This is a genomic window from Nostoc sp. (assembly GCF_036917755.1).
Lineage (GTDB): Bacteria > Cyanobacteriota > Cyanobacteriia > Cyanobacteriales > Nostocaceae > Nostoc.
In genome coordinates this window covers 1-18,760 of record NZ_JBALFC010000059.1, presented here as the reverse complement: position 1 = coordinate 18,760, position 18,760 = coordinate 1, and the positions used below count along the sequence as shown (strand labels likewise).

Annotated in this window: 18 protein-coding genes; 12 read left to right on the top strand and 6 right to left on the bottom strand. The window is 41.6% G+C overall.

Annotated features, from left to right (window positions below; genetic code table 11):
• Positions 1–218 precede the first annotated feature (218 nt).
• Complete coding sequence (locus V7L05_RS15115; RefSeq protein WP_335165109.1) at positions 219–1,400, top strand: DNA methyltransferase; 1,182 nt, start codon at positions 219–221, stop codon at positions 1,398–1,400.
• A 54-nt stretch (positions 1,401–1,454) separates the two neighbouring features.
• Positions 1,455–2,366, top strand: coding sequence for a Bpu10I family restriction endonuclease (locus V7L05_RS15110; RefSeq protein WP_335165108.1), 912 nt, complete (start codon positions 1,455–1,457; stop codon positions 2,364–2,366).
• Between the two features lie 203 nt (positions 2,367–2,569).
• Here V7L05_RS15110 and V7L05_RS15105 read toward each other — a convergent pair whose 3' ends face one another.
• Positions 2,570–2,770, bottom strand: coding sequence for a hypothetical protein (locus V7L05_RS15105; RefSeq protein ID WP_335165111.1), 201 nt, complete (start codon positions 2,768–2,770; stop codon positions 2,570–2,572).
• Positions 2,771–3,718: 948 nt separating this feature from the next.
• Here V7L05_RS15105 and sds point away from each other — a divergent pair.
• Entirely contained in the window at positions 3,719–4,690 is a 972-nt protein-coding gene (gene sds / locus V7L05_RS15100) for a solanesyl diphosphate synthase (RefSeq protein WP_335165106.1), read from the top strand.
• A 278-nt stretch (positions 4,691–4,968) separates the two neighbouring features.
• On the opposite strand, the gene V7L05_RS15095 is transcribed toward sds, so the two are convergent.
• Positions 4,969–5,442, bottom strand: coding sequence for a hypothetical protein (locus V7L05_RS15095; protein ID WP_335165104.1), 474 nt, complete (start codon positions 5,440–5,442; stop codon positions 4,969–4,971).
• A 204-nt stretch (positions 5,443–5,646) separates the two neighbouring features.
• Here V7L05_RS15095 and hetZ point away from each other — a divergent pair, with 204 nt between their 5' ends.
• The 3 genes from hetZ to V7L05_RS15080 all read left to right on the top strand — a co-directional run bounded on the left by hetZ (position 5,647) and on the right by V7L05_RS15080 (position 10,472).
• Positions 5,647–6,852 (top strand): heterocyst differentiation protein HetZ, encoded by a 1,206-nt coding sequence (hetZ, locus tag V7L05_RS15090; protein WP_335165102.1) that lies wholly within the window; start codon positions 5,647–5,649, stop codon positions 6,850–6,852.
• Positions 6,845–7,822 (top strand): PatU, encoded by a 978-nt coding sequence (locus V7L05_RS15085; RefSeq protein ID WP_335165100.1) that lies wholly within the window; start codon positions 6,845–6,847, stop codon positions 7,820–7,822. The genes hetZ and V7L05_RS15085 overlap by 8 nt, the downstream gene beginning before the upstream one ends.
• Before the next feature lie 337 nt (positions 7,823–8,159).
• Complete coding sequence (locus tag V7L05_RS15080) at positions 8,160–10,472, top strand: transglutaminase TgpA family protein (protein WP_442937862.1); 2,313 nt, start codon at positions 8,160–8,162, stop codon at positions 10,470–10,472.
• Between the two features lie 298 nt (positions 10,473–10,770).
• Here the strand turns inward: V7L05_RS15080 and V7L05_RS15075 are convergent, their stop codons facing one another.
• Both V7L05_RS15075 and V7L05_RS15070 read right to left on the bottom strand, forming a co-directional pair.
• Positions 10,771–11,232 (bottom strand): DUF3598 family protein, encoded by a 462-nt coding sequence (locus V7L05_RS15075; protein WP_335165096.1) that lies wholly within the window; start codon positions 11,230–11,232, stop codon positions 10,771–10,773.
• Positions 11,233–11,584: 352 nt separating this feature from the next.
• Positions 11,585–12,265, bottom strand: a complete 681-nt coding sequence (locus V7L05_RS15070; protein WP_335165095.1) for a uracil-DNA glycosylase — start codon at positions 12,263–12,265, stop codon at positions 11,585–11,587.
• A gap of 191 nt (positions 12,266–12,456) precedes the next feature.
• On the opposite strand from V7L05_RS15070, the gene V7L05_RS15065 reads away from it, so the two are divergent.
• Positions 12,457–13,155 (top strand): phosphoribosyltransferase, encoded by a 699-nt coding sequence (locus tag V7L05_RS15065; protein ID WP_335165093.1) that lies wholly within the window; start codon positions 12,457–12,459, stop codon positions 13,153–13,155.
• A 10-nt stretch (positions 13,156–13,165) separates the two neighbouring features.
• Here the strand turns inward: V7L05_RS15065 and V7L05_RS34710 are convergent, their stop codons facing one another.
• Both V7L05_RS34710 and V7L05_RS15060 read right to left on the bottom strand, forming a co-directional pair.
• Positions 13,166–13,327, bottom strand: coding sequence for a type II toxin-antitoxin system RelE family toxin (locus V7L05_RS34710; RefSeq protein WP_442937057.1), 162 nt, complete (start codon positions 13,325–13,327; stop codon positions 13,166–13,168).
• Between the two features lie 107 nt (positions 13,328–13,434).
• Entirely contained in the window at positions 13,435–14,460 is a 1,026-nt protein-coding gene (locus tag V7L05_RS15060) for a tetratricopeptide repeat protein (protein ID WP_335165092.1), read from the bottom strand.
• A gap of 453 nt (positions 14,461–14,913) precedes the next feature.
• Between V7L05_RS15060 and V7L05_RS15055 the strand changes: the two genes are divergently transcribed.
• The 5 genes from V7L05_RS15055 (at position 14,914) to V7L05_RS15035 (ending at position 18,406) form a co-directional block, all read left to right on the top strand.
• On the top strand, positions 14,914–15,300 hold the full coding sequence (locus V7L05_RS15055) for a hypothetical protein (protein WP_335165091.1): 387 nt from the start codon (positions 14,914–14,916) through the stop codon (positions 15,298–15,300).
• A 116-nt stretch (positions 15,301–15,416) separates the two neighbouring features.
• On the top strand, positions 15,417–16,028 hold the full coding sequence (locus V7L05_RS15050) for a thioredoxin family protein (protein ID WP_335165089.1): 612 nt from the start codon (positions 15,417–15,419) through the stop codon (positions 16,026–16,028).
• Positions 16,029–16,291: 263 nt separating this feature from the next.
• Complete coding sequence (locus tag V7L05_RS15045; protein ID WP_335165087.1) at positions 16,292–16,984, top strand: cytochrome c biogenesis CcdA family protein; 693 nt, start codon at positions 16,292–16,294, stop codon at positions 16,982–16,984.
• Positions 16,985–17,084: 100 nt separating this feature from the next.
• Positions 17,085–17,681 (top strand): cytochrome b/b6 domain-containing protein, encoded by a 597-nt coding sequence (locus V7L05_RS15040; RefSeq protein WP_335165085.1) that lies wholly within the window; start codon positions 17,085–17,087, stop codon positions 17,679–17,681.
• A gap of 8 nt (positions 17,682–17,689) precedes the next feature.
• The gene (locus tag V7L05_RS15035; RefSeq protein ID WP_335165083.1) at positions 17,690–18,406 is read left to right on the top strand and encodes a molybdopterin-dependent oxidoreductase; all 717 of its coding nucleotides are present in this window, start codon (positions 17,690–17,692) and stop codon (positions 18,404–18,406) included.
• The last annotated feature ends 354 nt before the right edge of the window (positions 18,407–18,760 follow it).

The following is an 18,760-nucleotide window of genomic DNA, read 5'->3' as shown; positions in this document are numbered from 1 at the left end:
ATACGTCCCTGCATATTCTGGTTTCTCCTGCCACCCTACAAAAAATATTTTCCTCTATTTCCGACCCCTTTTTGCGGTGACGTGTACTAAGCTAGAGGTTTAATGGACTTCAAAGGTACGCAGTACAGCAGCCTTGCACTCTCCTATATGTCCAAAGAGGAATATTAAAGTACACTGAGGCTTATCAGAATAATTTGAGAAATAAGGAAGATTGGTAATTGAAGGAGTTTGACAAACCCATTCCACAAGAAAGTCTTGACATTGTTGAGAAAACCAGATCTAACTTATTTGCTTGGCGTGGTCAGTTTTCGCCACAGCTTATTGAAGTTATATTAAGCTCATATTGTCTATCTAACTCAGTTATTCTTGATCCTTTTGCGGGTAGTGGAACTGTTTTGCTAGAGGCTGGCATTCTTGCGTTTGAGTCACATGGTTTTGAAATTAACCCAGCAGCCTACATTCTTAGCAAAACGTATGAATTCATAAATAATTCTCAAAGAAAGGAGGTTATCAAAATAATTAGGACTCTGATAGATAGGGAATTTCCCTTTAGAGTTTTTGAAAATGCTAGCCAAGTACCAGATTTTGCAGAGAAGTTAAGAATGCTCAAGAATGAGTTAGATGAGGAGGCAAAAAGAATATTTGATGCTTTGATAATCCTTCTTGATGTTGCAAATAATAAAATTACTAATGAGTTTATACAGTCTAAATTTGCCGCTTTAGCAAGTGTAATTGAAAAGCTTCCTTACTCCGAAAAGGAAATTAAAGTAGGTCTATCTGATGCTCGTTCTCTTCCATTGAAAAACGATCAGATAGATTTTGTTGTGACCTCCCCACCTTACATAAATGTATTTAACTATCATCAAAACTATCGCAGTTCTGTTGAGATATTAGGATGGGATTTATTAAAGATAGCAAAGTCAGAAATTGGATCTAACCGAGCAAATAGAGGAAACCGTTTTTACACAGTAGTACAATACTGTCTAGATATGGCTGACACTCTAAGGGAGCTTTCAAGAGTAACCAAAAATGAGGCTCGGATTGTGTTTGTTGTAGGACATGAATCCAATGTTCTTGGAGTACCTTTTTACAATGCTGACATTATTGAAAAAATTGGACTAAGAGCAAATCTCTTTCATCGAGCTTTGAGACAAAAGAGGGAATTCAAAAATAAATTTGGCAAAATTATTAGAGAAGATTTAATTAACTTTATTAACTTAAATAATGAGTTTCATAAGGAAACAGTTGAGCAAATTGCAAGAGAAGTAGCATTTGATGTACTGAAAAGTGGTCTTTCTTTAGTCTCATCTAAAAATCTTGAATCTTTAGAAGATGCAATTGACAAAGTTCAAGATATTGGAAGAACACCAACTTTAGATAAAAGATTCCATATTTATTAACCTCATCAACCTGCTCAATTAGTCAGCCTTAAATATTCACAGTCAGTTTAACCTATGCCTGAAGTTTCTCGCCCTCATTACACGAAACTAACTGCATGTCTCAATAACCGTCGCCTACCTGAAGCTGATAAAGAACGGGTACAAGAAGCTGTTAGAAAGTATCACGAGTGGATTGCTGAGTTAGAAGCAATTGAGCGTGGTCAAACAGATACAGTAGAGAAGTTAGTTGAAGCTACTAATAGATATAAACATTTTATTGAACTTGACCTAATATTTGATAGTTCAGATAACTTTTTGTATAGACAGAAGGGGCAGCTAAAGCTAGATAATACTATCCTGGAAGAATTTTTGCCACAACTAGTTTTCGGTAGTTTGCAAGGAATAGATGATTCTTTCGAGTTAGTCCCAAGAAGTACGTTCTCTGGACTTAGTTTTCTATCTTCTCTTGGAAATCTCGGACAAGGTGGTGAACCAAGCATTAGAACTAAAAATCAGGATTTTATACTTGGCAAAAGGTTATATTTAAAGTCATCCTTTGATCCAGAGTTTCAAGACTATAAGTTGATTAAATCACATCTTGGATATGTTTGTGCGGAATGCAAAACAAATTTAGATAAGGCTATGTTTCAAGAAGCAGTGGCAACAAGTAGAGATTTAAAGATAGCTGTTCCTGGATCTTTATATTTTCTGATTTGTGAATTTCTTGATATGGCACCAATTTCAATAATTTCAACTCAAATTGATGATGTTTTGATCGTGCGAAAAACTAAGCGTATGTCTTCTAATATTCGACAAGAGTATCGAACACCAGAGGAAAGGCAACTTCACAGACAGGAATATCTAGACTTTTTGGATTCTTCTAAGTACTACCCTGACGTATTTCAAAGGATGATCGATAAGATTCAAGTTCTAATTGACAATACAAGTCCATCAATGGAAAATGTTTTAGACCAAGGGCATTTCTAATGTTTTTTATATTTTTTGGCAGAAAAACCACGGGTTTCAAGCTAGACGAGGTTTATACCAATTCTTTGTGAAACTGTATAGAATCAAGCTTGGTGAGGCAGAGGGCAAAATCCCCTTGTTGGGGAGCAACCTCAGATGTAATCGGTATTAGAAGTTAAAAGTTTTGAATTAATAACTCCTAACTCCTCACTCATAACTCCTAACTATTGACTATTAATAGCTTCAGTCACCTTTGTCCTTACTGATATCTCCTGTTTGTGTTTTCCTTCAGCAGATGAAGGCAAACTTTTTGTAGGAACAGTCTTTGTACCCGTTCGCTTCGCCAGTGCTAATAACAGGTAGACTGTGAACAAATATCCAGACGCTAAAATAAAAATCATCATAGACATACTTCCGTAAATCATTAGTTCTACCAGCACCTTTTCAAACAAATATAAAATTCCATAAAATAAGTAGAACCTCAGCCAACCAAGAACATTCTTGATGGCTATAGTTTCCTATGGTAAAATTACCTATAGAGATAAAGTTATCTACGGACAAAGAATTTATTATCTAATGCGACTTCTTGCAGACCATAGATCCCACAGTAGCTAGCCTGCCGTTTGGCAATCTAAAACTACGATTCTCACCGGTCTACTTGATCTGCTTTATTTTTGCTCAAACTGTTGTGACAAGAGCAATGCTTACGCTCAACGTGCGCTGAAGACGTGTAGCGGCTTCCCATAGGGATATGGCATAGCTCCAAACCCGGAGTTTTCCATATCGTCGGAAAAATCAAAGGAATTATTCCCTTAATCTTAGCTACGACCAATTATTTTAGACTCACATCACCAACTCAGTAAAATCAACTAGTAGGTGACTTACTTTTGGGGTGTGAATATCTGAAAAATTTAAAATTCCTATATTTTAGCCTAACACAATGACCAGGAATTTTGAGCTGACTCGGCTGCTAAATTTCAAATTTTTTGAATAACTGCACTTCAGTTTTGGAGAAACTTAGTCTTACACATTACCGAAAAATTTAAATTGTATCCATTTTGTCAATAAGTAATATTGCTTAGATTATGTTTTGAACTGTGGCGGGAAACGCGGTTCGGGAAACTACCTAACATAATTTAAGCTTATATTTATTCCCATATACTGAGAATTCATGTTTTAAATTAGTTTAAAACCTGAATTTCTAAAACTTAAGCATAATTGCTCATTGACATAACCGCTACCAACCTTAATTATCACCCATAGACTCATAAATATGGGATTACTTTATGAAAACTTTGCGCTGGCACAGGGTTATCTTAAAATGAGTGTAGGATATGTAAACTTTCGTAACCTAAGTCAGAGTCCGCCCATCCATGACCCCAGCCACCTCCCTGTTTACCCCTGTGGAAGCAGACCTGCGACTACTAGCAGATAACCTAAAACAGCTAGTTGGAAATCGCCACCCCATTTTGTTTGCAGCAGCCGAACATTTATTCGGAGCTGGGGGAAAGCGTATCAGACCAGCAATTGTCCTGCTAATATCGCGGGCGACAATGTTAGAACAAGACATTACGCCGCGTCACCGCCGCCTTGCTGAGATTACAGAAATGATTCACACAGCAAGCTTGGTACATGACGATGTGGTAGATGAATCAGACGTGCGGCGAGGCGTTCCTACCGTTCATAGTTTGTTCGGAAACCGCATTGCCATCTTAGCAGGAGATTTTCTCTTTGCCCAATCGTCCTGGTATTTAGCAAACTTGGATAATTTGGAGGTGGTGAAACTGCTCTCAGAAGTGATTATGGATCTGGCGACTGGGGAGATCCAGCAGGGACTAAATCGTTTTGATGCTAGCATCTCTATTGAAACTTACCTCCAGAAGAGTTATTACAAAACAGCTTCGTTAATCGCCAACAGTTCTAAAGCTGCTGGGTTACTCAGTGAAGTCTCACGAGAAACTGTTGAGCATCTGTATAGCTACGGTCGTCATTTTGGTATAGCATTTCAAATTGTTGATGACATTCTAGATTTCACCAGTACAACAGATGCCTTGGGTAAACCAGTGGGGTCGGATCTCAAAAGTGGTAATCTGACTGCACCCGTTTTATTTGCTTTAGCCCAAAAACCAGCTTTGGAAGTGCTGATTGACCGAGAGTTTGCTCAAGAAGGAGATTTAGAGCAAGCACTGGAACTAATTCAAGATAGTCAAGGTATACAGCAGGCGCGAGAGTTAGCTGCTGACCATGCTAAGTTAGCAATTGAACATCTTGCAGTTCTCCCACCCTCAGAATCCCACCAGGCATTGATTAAGATCGCTGAGTACACACTCAGTCGCCTCTATTAAATCAGTTATCAGTTAGAAAGTGGGGATTTAGGTGTAGGGTGTATTACGGCTTCCGACTCTGCTTCACTGGGAAACTAAAACTTGAAAACGGAAAAATGTTCACTGATAACTGTTTTTTAAGCAATTTTAGGTTTCACCGAGAGTTTAGTTCGTTGTGTGGTGTAAGGGAAAGAAAAAATTTCTTTTTTCCCTGATTTAGAAAACTTTTTTAAAGAAATTTGAGACTTAAAATTTTGGATGTGGGATTGTATCTAAAAAACCCCACATCCAAATTTTTTCTATGCAATATCAGGGGGTATCTGTTTAGGCGATCGCGGTTGTCGCAACTGTTGCTGCATGAGTTTTTCTAGTTCAGACCGCCGAACTTCGACGGTATGAGTGGTCTTACCCGGCGTTTCCAAAAAAACGATACTATCTACGGGTTCTAATGCCACCATTTGGAACAAAATATGGGTGACAGGAACAATTTTAGCTAGCATTTGAGGGTCAAGCCCAGCAGGGGAAATTAGAGAGACATCTTGTATGGTAGGGAAAGCGTAAATCACACGCTTTTCCAATCCTGGATTAGTCCGATTGCTCAATGTAGTTAAAACCCAACTTTCGTCTGAATTTTGGAGAATATAGTATTGGGAGTAACGTAATTTTTGAGCGATCGCTCTCAGGGCAGGAGCAATTGCTGTAACAAGATGTGGTGTAATACCATCGCGGGGTGCATTGTTAATCAGCAATTGAATTTGTGCTTCTAAATCCATAATGACTTGTATATGACTCCTGGGTAATGGCAATAACATCTATCAAAGTGTGAACAATCCCATGAAAGTTGGGAATAATAAAATCAGCCACATCCTAAATATAGGATTGGTCTGCGTTTAGCTTATACGTAAAACCAAAAAAGCCAATACCCACAGTCGTACAGGTTGTATTTAAATACTTAGGGTCTTTTCAAAACCGAGACTATGAATTCAGCCGCAACCGCAACTATTCCATCTGCAACTATTCTGGGAGAAAATTCTAAAGGCGTGGAGGTGATCTTTCAACTCCTGTCCAGGGAGTTTCAGCAGTCAACCAAAGCTTCGGAACAAAATTGCCACGATGTCGCAACACGTATTACCACCGAAGTCTACCGCATTTGTCATGAAAGCAAACGTATCCAAGCTTCTGGGTCTGTAGAAAGCTCGGCGATGACCCTGGCTCGGCATCGGCTGCAACAATGTCTCAGGTACTATCAGTTGGGTTCAACTCGCGGCAGGGTAGAATTACACAGTACTCTGAGTGCAATTATTTATCGATATATTAATCCCCCTCAGAAGCAATTGAGCTATCAAGGGCGGCTGACTATAATTGAAGATTTCCTCCAGAGTTTTTATCTGGAAGCGTTGAACGCTTTCCGGCGAGAAAATCAACTCGGTGCCACTTATCGTCCTCAGACGCTTTTGGAATTGTCTGAGTATATGGCATTTACCGAGCGCTACGGCAAGCGACGCATTCCTTTACCAGGCCGTCAGCAGCAGCTAATTATTCTGCGGGCGCAAACTTTTTCCCAACAGCAGCCCCCAGAAACCAGTGTAGATATAGAACAAGCATCAGAAGGTAGCAATAATGAAGGTGACGGTTCTTGGGAAGAGCCAGCAGTTCATCAATTACGCTCCACAATGGCAACGCAAGCCGAACCCGAACCTGAAGAAGACACTTTGCGCTCCGTTGTCGTTACAGAATTAATGAATTATCTTGAACAACGACAACAATCTGACTGCGCTGATTACTTTTCCCTCCGCCTCCAGGATTTATCAGCACAAGAAATTGAGTCGATTTTAGGTTTAACCCCTCGTCAGAGAGATTATTTGCAGCAGCGCTTTAAGTATCATTTAATTCGGTTTGCCTTGTTACACCGTTGGGAATTAGTTCACGAGTGGCTGGAAGCTTCTTTGCACACCAATTTGGGCTTAACTCCCCAGCAATGGCAAACATACACAGCACAACTGGACAATAAGCAACGATCTTTATTAGAGTTGAAGCAACAAGGACAACCTGATGAAAAAATAGCAAAAACTTTAGGGCTGTCAATGGCACAACTTCAAAAACGATGGTTTAAGATTCTTGAGCAAGCTTGGGAAATTCGTAACTCATTAGTATCCGGATCAGGTGCATCTACTCATGAATAGTGACTCAGAATCCTTACAAGACCAGTTTCTCGATTGGTTATTGACAGATAATGTCAAAACTAATGAGCGATCGGTAGAATGTGAGGAAAATGACGGGGTAAAAAACCTCCTGAACGAAGCTGCTGCTTCAAAAAGCAGTCAGCCAAAATTGGGAGGAACGCCCCAGACCTTTCAAATGGGAGAAATTCCTACTGTGCAAGATCGTTTTCAAGCTGTCCTTAAGCGTCGGTTACAAATCCAAGTCCAAGACCATCCACCGTTGTTTCCTTGGGAAACACAATTGATCGACTATCCTGATTTTGTTGATGAGCCGTCAATGACACTCGTTCCAACGTGGGGATGGATGGTACAACAGTCGAAGTTGACTCTGCCAACTCGCTTACCGGAAAGAGTTTTCCAGCAATTGCTAGAACAGTGTCAGGCTTTGGTGACATCTTCAGTGCCTCTGGGGGCAAAATTAGTTCAGGTGGTGGAGAACTTTTTTCCCAACGAGTCTCAAGCCTTAAACGATATAGCGGGATTGGTGCTAAGAAGCACCTATCGATCTGTAAATACTCTGGAGACAATGCCCACTATTCAGAGAGATTACTCAGATTTACAACCCCGTCAACAGATGGCTTTGTCGTTGCTAGCAGCTAAACAACTGCTGGAAAATCTGACTCTACCGCTTTCAGCAACCAGTCCAGTGGTAGAAAGAGAATGGCTAACCAGTGTTGGTAGTTTGAATATCCGAGTAGAGTACCAGTCTTTAGGTAAACTTACGAGGTTACTTATTCAGGCTGAGTTACCTGTTAAAGGAACTTTGACGCTACGGGGAAGTGGCACCTTAGCAATGGCAACATCTTCGAGTCCCGGATACTTAAGTGTAGAGTTAGGCTGCGAACAACTTAACCCAACTTATACCCTGGAAGTTGAGTTTCCCGAAATAGAGCAACAGTCGTTGTTGTTTGTGATTAGTCCCACTATTTAGTTTAAATTGCCACCGCTAGCACACTACGTCGATATATATTAAGAGGATTTTTCCTGGTTTTGGAGCTTATCTTATTTTTCAACAAGGGGTCATTAGGGCGTCTACGAGAAGCAGTTATTACAAAGACACAGAGACGCAGGGATATGGATACACAAGAACACGGAGAGAGTATTTGATAATTTCTCCGCGTTTCGGCGTCTTCTTCCCTCTCGTGTCTCCCCCGATCGCTCATTTTTTATTTGACACAGTAGTAGGGTAGGCAATTATGTCGCCCGGATTGTGTCTGTTGCATCTACATTATTGCTTCGCTTAGACTCAAATGTTTAACTTATCCAGGATGAATCGGTTTTGGCCTCCCTCTGTAGGTAATTTCTGGCGGCGAAATCCGCAGAGGTCGCCTTTACTAGAAGTGGAAGATTCAATTTCTTTGCGGGTGCTGGTGCTAGCGTTGGTTATTTTGGGAATTGTGGCGACGGATATCGCCGCCGAGACTTCATTCAGTTTTTGGGCGTTGCCCCTGAGTGGAGTTGGTGCAATTTGGAGTTATTATCGTCGCTGCGAAGCTAATGTTGCAGTTAAGTTCTGCATCGCCATCGGAATGTTAGTAGCACTGGGTGCTTTCTTTGGGCGATTAGTGGGAGAGTTGAATGATACGCGGTTGAGTTTGTCAGAGTTATTGATTCAACTCCAGGTGTTACACAGCTTTGATACGCCCCGCCGCAAAGATTTGGGCTATTCGATTGTTATCGGACTGATTTTATTGGGTGTGGCGGGAACCCTAAGTCAGACTTTAGCATTTGCACCTGTGCTGTTGTTATTTTTAGCGATCGCTCTGCCGACTTTAGTATTAGATTATCGCTCCCGCTTGGGTTTGCAGCCATTAAAAACTGAAAAGGAAAAATCCCATCAGAAGAATTTCTCAACTCTTAATTTTAAATTTTTAATTCTGAATTTTTTGCTAATTGTCGGTTTGGGGCTGGCAATTTTTGCTATTTTACCCAGATTCCCTGGCTATCAATTACGAACGTTTCCTGTAAGTTCTGCTATTCAAGTAAAAGGTAGTTTCACAGGACGTAGTATCATTAATCCCGGTTATGTCCGCCAAGGTAAAGGTAATAATCAAGGCAGTGGTAGCGGTGGTACGGGACAAAATCAAACTGGTCAACCAGGTAAAGTAGATAATGACTTTTATTACGGTTTTAATAGCCAAATTAACCAAAACCTGCGCGGCGAGATGAAACCCAAGGTCGTAATGCGGGTGCGATCGCAAGTTGAGGGTTTTTGGCGAGTGCTAGGATTTGACCGTTATACAGGTAAGGGATGGGAGGTTTCCCGGAATGAAGATGTTACCACTGTCAGGCGATCGCCTTGGTCTTACCAAATTTTTCTTTACCCATCTGTGATCGTTGGTAAAAGCCAAGATGTAGTACAAACTTATACAATGGTGTCGGATTTGCCTAACCTAATTCCAGCGATGACTTATCCGAAGGAGGTTTACTTTCCCACACCACTGATCGCTGTTGATCAAGAAGACGGATTGCGATCGCCTGTGGAATTATCAGAAGGTCTGACTTACACAGTAATTTCCGCAGTACCATACCGCGATCGCACTTTGTTAGGTAAAGCTTCTACTAATTATCCCCAACATATTAAAAAGTATTATCTGCAAATTCCTCCCGAAATTGCCGAAAAAGTCCGACAACGTACCGAAGAAATTCTCGCTAACTATACTCAAGATGGAGTCACCAAGTTTTCTAAAAGCCTGGATTCGCCCTATGAAAAGGCTCTTTACTTAGCACAATACCTAAAGCAACACTATTCTGTTCCCCAAAATCCCTTAGAATTGCCTTATTTGAGTGAAAAAGAAGACTTGGTAGAAACTTTTTTGTTCAAGCAAAAAGGGGGCTATCCAGACCACTTCTCGACAGTTCTGACGGTGATGCTGCGTTCCATTGGCATCCCAGCGCGGTTAGTCGCAGGGTTTAGTGCCGGAGAATTTAATCCATTTACAGGGCTGTATGTTGTCCGCAATACTGACGCTTATGCGATGACGGAAGTATATTTTCCTAAATCTGGTTGGTTTACCTTTGACCCCATTCCTAATCATCCCCTAATTCCCCCATCTGTTGAAGACACTCAGACTTTTAGTGTGTTGCGCCAGTTGTGGCAGTGGGTTGCTGGATGGTTGCCGTCTCCGGTGACAGGTTTGTTGAATAATGTATTTGGGACAATATTGAGTTGGGTGATTAGAGCGATCGCTTGGTTTTTAGCTTTATTCTCTCAAGGTTGGTTTGGCGTATTGACTGGCTTAATCTTGGCAACTACAGCAGCTTTCTTTGGTTGGCTGGGTTGGGGACAGTGGCGAGAGTGGCGCAACCGTCGATGGTTAAAGAAATTGCCAGCAATGGAAAGCCTTTATCAACAAATGCTGCAATGGACAACCCAAAAAGGTTTAGGCAAACATCCAGCCCAAACACCTTTAGAGTATGCCACAGTCTCATACCAGCATCATGCCCTAGCAACTGCTGAGGTAATTGATGAGATTAGCCAAGCCTATGTTAGTTGGCGTTATGGTGGTCATACTCCTAATTTGAAGCGACTACGAGAAATCTGGCAACGTATCAAAAAGACTGCTAAGACTGCTAAGTAATTCAATACTTTGTATAAATTACTTACAAAGTTTTCATCGCTTAACAAGCTCAACATCAGCTTAAGATTGTTGTTGAGCTAATGATTACGACGATTACGGTGCTGATACGACTTTCTGTAGACCGAAAAGTTCTGCGATCGCTCTGTGATAGATACCTGTAATCCTGATTATTGTCTAATAAACCGTATTCTCTAATACATTTTCCTAAAACTTGTTGAGAAATTTAAGATAAGTAAAACTAATGAATCAGCCAAAAAGGTGGGAGTAACTCTCCCACCAGAACTTCGTCATCAACTTTTTAACTAGAAATCCGCTTCTCAACTATTAACATTAAGCCTTTCAATTTCCCATCTTCTGTAAAACTTTGGCTAGTGCGACATTTATTGTTGTTATTTACAAGATTAATCATTTCCGTTGCCAATAATTGGCCTGTCGCTTTATTCCAGACATTAAAAATGATAATGCTATCTCCATGTTCACGTGCAATAGTGGTAAAATTTTCCCATGCGGGAACATCTACTGCTTCTATTTCTATTTCATCATTACTAATTACCTTACCAACAAAAGTGTTAGTGACAATTCTCCCGTCGGCATAATGGTAAGTATTGGTTTGTAGCCATTGATTGTCAACTATCTTTTGTATAATTTCTGCTTCAAAGCGTTCTGTTTCTTGAGCATTAGCATCCATTCTGATCCAGTAGCCTGACCAAGTGCCAATATGTTTGGGGAAAACTTGAAAATCACTCAATTGTTTGGGCATATTACTAATACAAAAAAGTTTGTTTACCTATTTTTTCTTTATACATTAGATATCTGCCTCATGGAAAAAGATTTTGTATTTTTTCACTCACAGAGCGAATATGCTAACGAAGCGAGTAACGGGACTTAGACAAAAAGTAGCCAGAATAAACTATCAAATGTATACACAGAAATACTTTGACATTGGTTTGCCTAATTTATTGATATATCTGGGTTTCAAGCATTTTTGAGCCTTTGGTGTACTTTCCTTGCCCTGTATGGGTTTGAGGCTTGTTTCTGCCTCAAAAATGTTTAAGTCCTGGTAATTGAAAAGATGTTGGTAATGACAAGCCTTAAAAAGAGGAAATTAAGCATTAGCTGTTATTTTGGATTTCGTCTAACTTGGCACGCACTGCCCGGATATCCTGCCACATCAACCATTTGGGCGCACCTTGTTCCTTAGAAGGGTTACGCAGCAGGTAGGAAGGATGAAAAATTGGCATACATAAACGCCCTTCCCAATCCAACCACTGTCCGCGAATTTTCGTAATCCCGCGCTTATCGCCAGTGATACTTTTGACAGCAGTTGCACCTGTTAACAAAATTATTTTGGGGTCAACTAGGCGAATTTGTTCTAATAAGTAGGGTAGACAAGCCGCCACTTCCACAGGAGTGGGAACTCTATTATCTGGTGGGCGACATTTATTAATATTGGCAATATATACATCATGCTCGGTAGTCAGATTCACAGATGCCAGAATTTTCTCCAACAACTGCCCGGATCTGCCGACAAATGGTAAACCCGTTTCATCTTCATTTTGACCAGGCGCTTCCCCTATAACCATAATTGGGGCTTTGAGATTACCACGTCCGACAACAGCATGAGTCCGAGTGTCTCCCAATGGACAACGGTGACAGCGATCGCAATCTTGTGTCAACTCCGTTATGCCAGAATAAGTTCCCGGAGCGATCGCAATTTTCGCGTCTGTAGGAATCAGTTCTCGTTGGTTAAAGGTTGAGTCGTCAAAGAGGCTGAGTTGGGTTTCGCTGCTCATGAAAATCAGGATTTTAGCATTAGCACCAGCTGTCTTATCTGAGTTAAATACCGCTCTGGTTGGAGATTTATCAGAATAAATAGACTTTTGCTGAATACTTATTATTTATACAAATCTGATTGTATCAGTTAATTTGAGACAAAATTCAGTCATCATAAAAGCAGTGCCGTCCTAAGATGCTGGGGGAAACCATGTCACATACCCCATTTTTCGCCGATCGCACCCATGCGGGTGAGGAGTTGGCGCGAGTGATTCATGATGTTTTGACTCAGCAAGCGATTGATTGTGGGGTAAAGCCTGTACCAATTGTTTATGCTTTGCCAAGAGGGGGTGTACCAGTAGCGGCACCAATAGCACGTCTTTTGGATTGTCCGTTGACAATCGTTGTGGCGAAAAAGATTAGCCATCCAGAAAACCCAGAGTTAGCAATTGGTGCAGTCACTACTTCCGGCAATGTTCTTTGGACTGATCAAAAGCTATTTCGCCTTAAAAATCATGTGGGGAGGCGGGAAGTGGCTTTAAATAAAGCGATAAACCTTGCTAAGTCTCTTGAGGCTCAATTAATTTCGGCTTGTCCGCAGGTGAATGCAAAGGATGCCACACTTATTTTAGTTGATGATGGCATTGCTACAGGTATGACAATAGCGGTAGCGGCAACTGCTCTCAAAATGCTTTCTCCAGTAGCAGTTTGGCTATGTACTCCAGTAGCGCCACAAAAATTGCTACCTTGGTTAGAACAGTGGGGCGATCGCACAATTATCTTGGAAACACCAGAACCCTTTTGGAGTGTGAGTAATTTTTACGCCCAATTTCCCCAAGTAGATACATTAGAAGTTCTCGTATATCTTCAGCAACAAAAGACAATGGGGGGAATTAACCTGTGCGAGTAATTTTGAATTGTTAATCGTCCCGAAAAACTTCTCTACTATGTCCTACTCTGGCAACGGTTACTACTAAGACATCATCGTAAATCTGATACAGAATCCGATAATCGCCTACTCTGATGCGATAACGGTTTTCACCATTTTTTAATTTGCCGACACCATCAGGTCGAGGATCAATAGCTAATTGTTAAATTTTGCACCTGAGCTATCCGCTAACGGAACTCAGCACTCTTCATGAGTCACCTTGAAAGGGCTAGTTCTGGAATTGTTTCCCTGTCTTGCTTTTTAACTATTTGAAGATGTTCCCTGCTGGTATTGTATAGCTTTGGCATAATCACCCAAAGCGTAGCAAGCGACTTTCAGACTGGCAAGAGCTTGTTCTTCACTGCGACGGTCTTTGATATTCCTAGCTAACAGCAAACGTTCTTCATAATATGTAATTGCTTTGCTATAGTCACCCAAAGCTTCACAAGCAACTCCTAAATTACCTAAAGACTGTTCCTCGCCACGCTTGTCTTGAGTTTCTTTGGCTAATTGCAACCGCTCTTCATAATATTTAATGGCTTTAGCATAATCACCTAAGGCATAACAAGCATTTCCCAGATTTTTTAGCACCTGAGAAGCACTGCGAACATTTTTTAAGGAGCGTGATATTATTACACACTGCTCATAATAGGCGATCGCTTTTGGGTAATTGTCCAAAGCATACCAAGCATTACCCAAATTCTTGAGTACCTGTTCCTCGCCCCAATTATCTTTGAGTTCCCGCACAATTTCTAGGCTTTGCTGCTGATACTCAATTGCCTGTGTAAAGTTACCTAAAGCTTTATACACCAATCCCAAATTATTCAGTGCTGCCACTTGACTGCGTTTGTCTTGTAGTCGCTGCGTTATTTTCAAACATTTTTCTAGAAACTCAACTGCCTTTTTATGGTCATTCAGATGACGGTATGCATTGCCTAAATGGGAAAGTGCTTGCATTTGCACTGCTAAATCTGAGGTGTCTTCGCTCAAAGACAGACACTGTTGGGAGTAGGAGATAGTACCTTTGTAGTCTCCAGCGCTGTAAGTTACTAATCCTAAAAAAGAAAGTACCTGTGCTTGTTTTTGCAAATCCCCAACTGCCTGAAACAGCCCCAAGGATTGTTGTAAAGACTTCATCGCCACGATTAATTCACCAGCTTGCTGCTGTTGAATTCCTTGGCGTAGTAGCTTGGACGCTTCTGATAAATGGTCGTCACTTTCCCGCGGAGGTAGTATTTCTGCTTGCCAACCAGAGTCAAATTCATGGGTAATTGTATTACGCTTCACTGGTTTTAAAAATGTTATGGGTATCAGAATGAGGTTTGGCTGAGAGAATACTTAAATTAGACCGTAGCTCTAAACTACCATGATTGCCTGAGAAAATGCTGAGAATCACCTAAAATTTATCAAGGGATAAATTTATGAAAATCATGGCTTAGTTTCAGATAGACTTCAGTCCTAACAGAGATAGTTTGGATATTCGGGATAACTCAAACATCAGGAGTAATAGAATCGCCTTTACTACTATTATTCAAAGTTGTATTAGAACCAAAGGCGTTATTTCATTGCAACGTAGATGCGATGCCTACGGCGGCAAGCTACGCAGTAGTAAAAGTTTGATGGTGTCTTCTACAAGAAGCCATCTTCTTTACCCCAACAGCCTTGATGAATCTGCCTGTAGCTTAGTTTCCTCTGAATCAATCAATACAAAAAGAACTATCCCAAGGACGAAAGAAGACTATGAACTGGAAAACACTTTCTTTAATTGCTGGTCTGATTTTAACTACCAGTCTCACTGCTTGCTCTGGCACTCCTGAAACCAACAATCAAGTTGCTCCTGAAGCCTCTCCTGCTATGAGTAAAGACAAAGCTGGCGATGCGATGGGCAAAGATAAAGCTGGCGATGCGATGGGTAAAGATAAAGCTGGCGATGCGATGGGCAAAGATAAAGCTGGCGATGCGATGGGCAAAGATAAAGCTGGCGATGCGATGGGCAAAGATAAAGCTGGCGATGCAATGGGCAAAGATAAAGCTGGCGATGCGATGGGCAAAGATAAAGCGGGCGGTGCGATGAGTAAAGACAAAGCCGGCGGTGCAATGAAATCGCCCGCTTCCAGCAAGCCCTAGCCACAACTAGCTTTGCATCTCACTTTTCTTGTACTGAGTACTAGGGACTGGTTCCACGAAAAACCTGATTCCAATCCCTATACTTTGGCGCTTTGACCTCAACAGGAGAAATTCTGATGAATCACAACCTGCTCCGCCGACGTCAGTTACTTTTTTACCTTGGGTTAGGAGTTGTCGGAATCGGTACAGCCACAACAGCTTTTCCCAACTTCAGAAAAGTGAATGCCCCTTCTATCTCTCCTGCAAATAGTAACAATACGCAAGGCTCGGAAACTATTGCGGTGAAACCTCCAGTAGGCAAGAGTTTGCCAGAGTTTCAGGGTATCAGTCAGTGGCTTAATTCTACACCTTTGTCGATCGCTGACCTCAAAGGCAATGTTGTTCTGATCCAGTTTTGGACTTTTGCTTGTATTAACTGCCAGCGTACCCTGCCCTACATCACTAGATGGCATCGGCAGTATGAGTCGCAAGGACTCAAGGTAATTGGCATCCACACACCAGAGTTTGCCTTTGAGCGAGATGCAAACAACATAAAAAAGGCATTACAACAACACAAAATTACTTATCCGGTTCCGGTTGATAACGAATATAAAACTTGGAACGCTTACGACAATCAGTATTGGCCTCATATGTTTTTGACTGACCGTCAGGGCTTGTTGCAATATGACCATATTGGTGAAGGGTCATATGAAAAAATAGAGCAAACTATCCGCCAGCTATTGGGGTAGAAGAATTATGAGCGAATTTTAGATTTTGGATTTTGGATTTTGGATTAAAAGATTCAAAACTCTGAAATCTAAAAAGGTTTCAGCAGCCCTCTCTATTTTAACTATCGAAGAATCCCAAATCTCTAACCAGAGGCAATGTTTTAAGGCATGGGGTCAATCTAAATAGGAAGTTACGGAATAACGAACCGCAGAGGCACTGAGGGCACAGAGAAATCAGAGTTTGAAAGATATTTTGCGTAAGTCCTACTAAAATCCAAAATTGTGTGACGACTTCTACTTTATCAATCTGTCTGGCGTTATTGGGGGGAGTTCTGAATGTGCTTTCCCCGTGTGTTTTACCGATTTTGCCTGTGCTATTGGGCCGATCGCTCCAATCGCATACTTACGGCCCAGTAGCACTGTTAGGGGGATTAATTGCTGGTTTTGCAGTGGCAGGTAGTTTACTAGGTGTAACAGCAAGCTGGTTTACAGGCTTAGCTAATTTATTACGGAATAGTGCGATCGCACTGCTTTTATTTTTGGGATTACTGGCAATTTTTCCCACCTGGAGTTACCGAATATTTACTTGTATTCCAGTTGGCAAGTGGGCTAAAAATAGTCCACGAATCGGACTCATGGGAGAGTTTTGGCTAGGGACTCAGTTGGGGCTTTTGTGGACTCCCTGTGCTGGGCCGGTTTTGGGGGGAATTTTAGTATTAGCAGCAGTTAATCATCAAGTCGCAGGTGCATTTTGGCTACTGGTTGCTTATGGAATCGGAGCAGGTTTGCCTCTTTTAGCGATCGCCTACGGTGGGCGATTACTCAGCCAACGAATCCTCAATCTCCGCTCCCATAGTGCAATGTTGCAGCGAATTGGTGGCGTAGCGATCGTGTCCACAGCAATTGCTATTCTTCTCGGTTGGGATGTCCAGATACAACTTTGGCTGGCTCCGTTCTTTCCCGCTCAATCTCTGTGAGATTTGCCAATTTTAGATTTTGGATTAGAAGACCCAATCCAAACTCTAACTGGGAACAATATAAAAATCTAAAATCCAAAATCCAAAATCCAAAATTGGTATGACTTCATCAAAACGCAAAGTCCGCTCAACACCAAGTCAGACTTTACTATCAAAGACTTTTCATTGGATTAATATCATCAGTCTCATCTTGATGATCGGTAGCGGACTGCAAATCTATAATGCTAATCCGGTATTTGGAGGGCGTGCAGGTTGGCATTTTCCTGACTTTATGTTGCTGGGAGGTTGGTTGGCGGGTGGCAGAAATTGGCATTTTGCTACTATGTGGCTGTTTTCGCTAAACTTACTTTGGTATGGAATTTATATCTTTGTAACTCGTCGTTGGCAGCGTCGATTTGCCGATCACGGTGACTTAAAAGCATTGCAAGTCAGCCAGAACCCCAAGCGCAAGAACTACGCATGGCATCGGCTAGTTTATACTGCGATCATTCCAATGCTGCTGCTAGCAATCTTGAGTGGTCTGGCGATGTACAAACCTGCCCAACTGCATTGGATTTCCGGGCTGTTTGGTAGTTGGCAAACTCTACGCACTGTTCACTTTATCACCGTTCCCACTGTCATACTGTTTACAATTGCTCATTCCTTACTTGCCCTGAAGGTAGGAAGCATCCGTCTAATTAAGTCTATGTTCGTGTAGAGGTACTTATGAGTCTGATTCTTCCCAAACGCACCCTATCTCGTCGTCGGTTACTGCAAGTATCTGGACTTTCAGGGGTAGGCTTTCTTTTAGGTGGCTGTGGGACAAATTTGTTCTCAGATAATGTGCGGCAAATATCTGAGCCACTAAACCAACGTCTTCAAGCACTCCTACTAACTCAAAAACCTATACCTGAATTTCCTGTCAGTGCCATAGAAACAGATAAATTGTTGATTAATACCTTTGACTTCACCCCGCAAATTGATCCGGCGCAGTTTCGCCTGACGATTGATGGTGAGGTTAGTAACGCCATGCAATTGAGCATCGCAGATATTCAAAAACTTCCCTTGACTTCAATGGTAATTCGCCATGTCTGTGTTGAAGGCTGGGCTGCGATCGTTCAATGGGGAGGCGTGCGATTGCGAGACTTAGTAGCGCTGGTACAGCCGAAGTCAAACGTCCGCTATGTCTACTTTAAATCTGCTGATGGCTACTATGAAAGCTGGGATCTTGCCTCTGCTGTACATCCCCAAACTCTCATGGCTTATCAAAAGAATGGACAACCTTTATCGGTTGATAATGGTGCGCCCATACGCCTAGCATCTCCAATTAAACTGGGATACAAGCAAAGCAAGTGGGTAACTCAAATTACATTCGTCAGTAATTTGTTACCGATTAAAGGCTATTGGGAAGATCAGGGCTATGAGTGGTTTGCAGGGCTATAGTCAGGCGATGTGTGACTTATTCTTGTAATATGTCATTGCGATCGCAACGAGTGGAGTTAAGCAATCGTCAGGGTTTATTGCCACGCTCCGATCGCAATTGACTTGTGTTTAACCGCAGATGATATTATGGCGATCGCAAATTTGAGGCGATCGCTCTATCTATTTTTAATAAAAAAAGACTCACAAAGGGATTTCCAACAAATAAATTATCCAATCTTGTGGGGTGGGCATCTTGCCCGCCTTTAGCTATGGGCGGGTGACTGACTTTTCCCGTTAAGTCTCAAAAAGCTTGCTCAGATAGGATTGTGGAAAAAGCACAGCATACAAGGTACAGTAATTGAAATTCGGTATTAA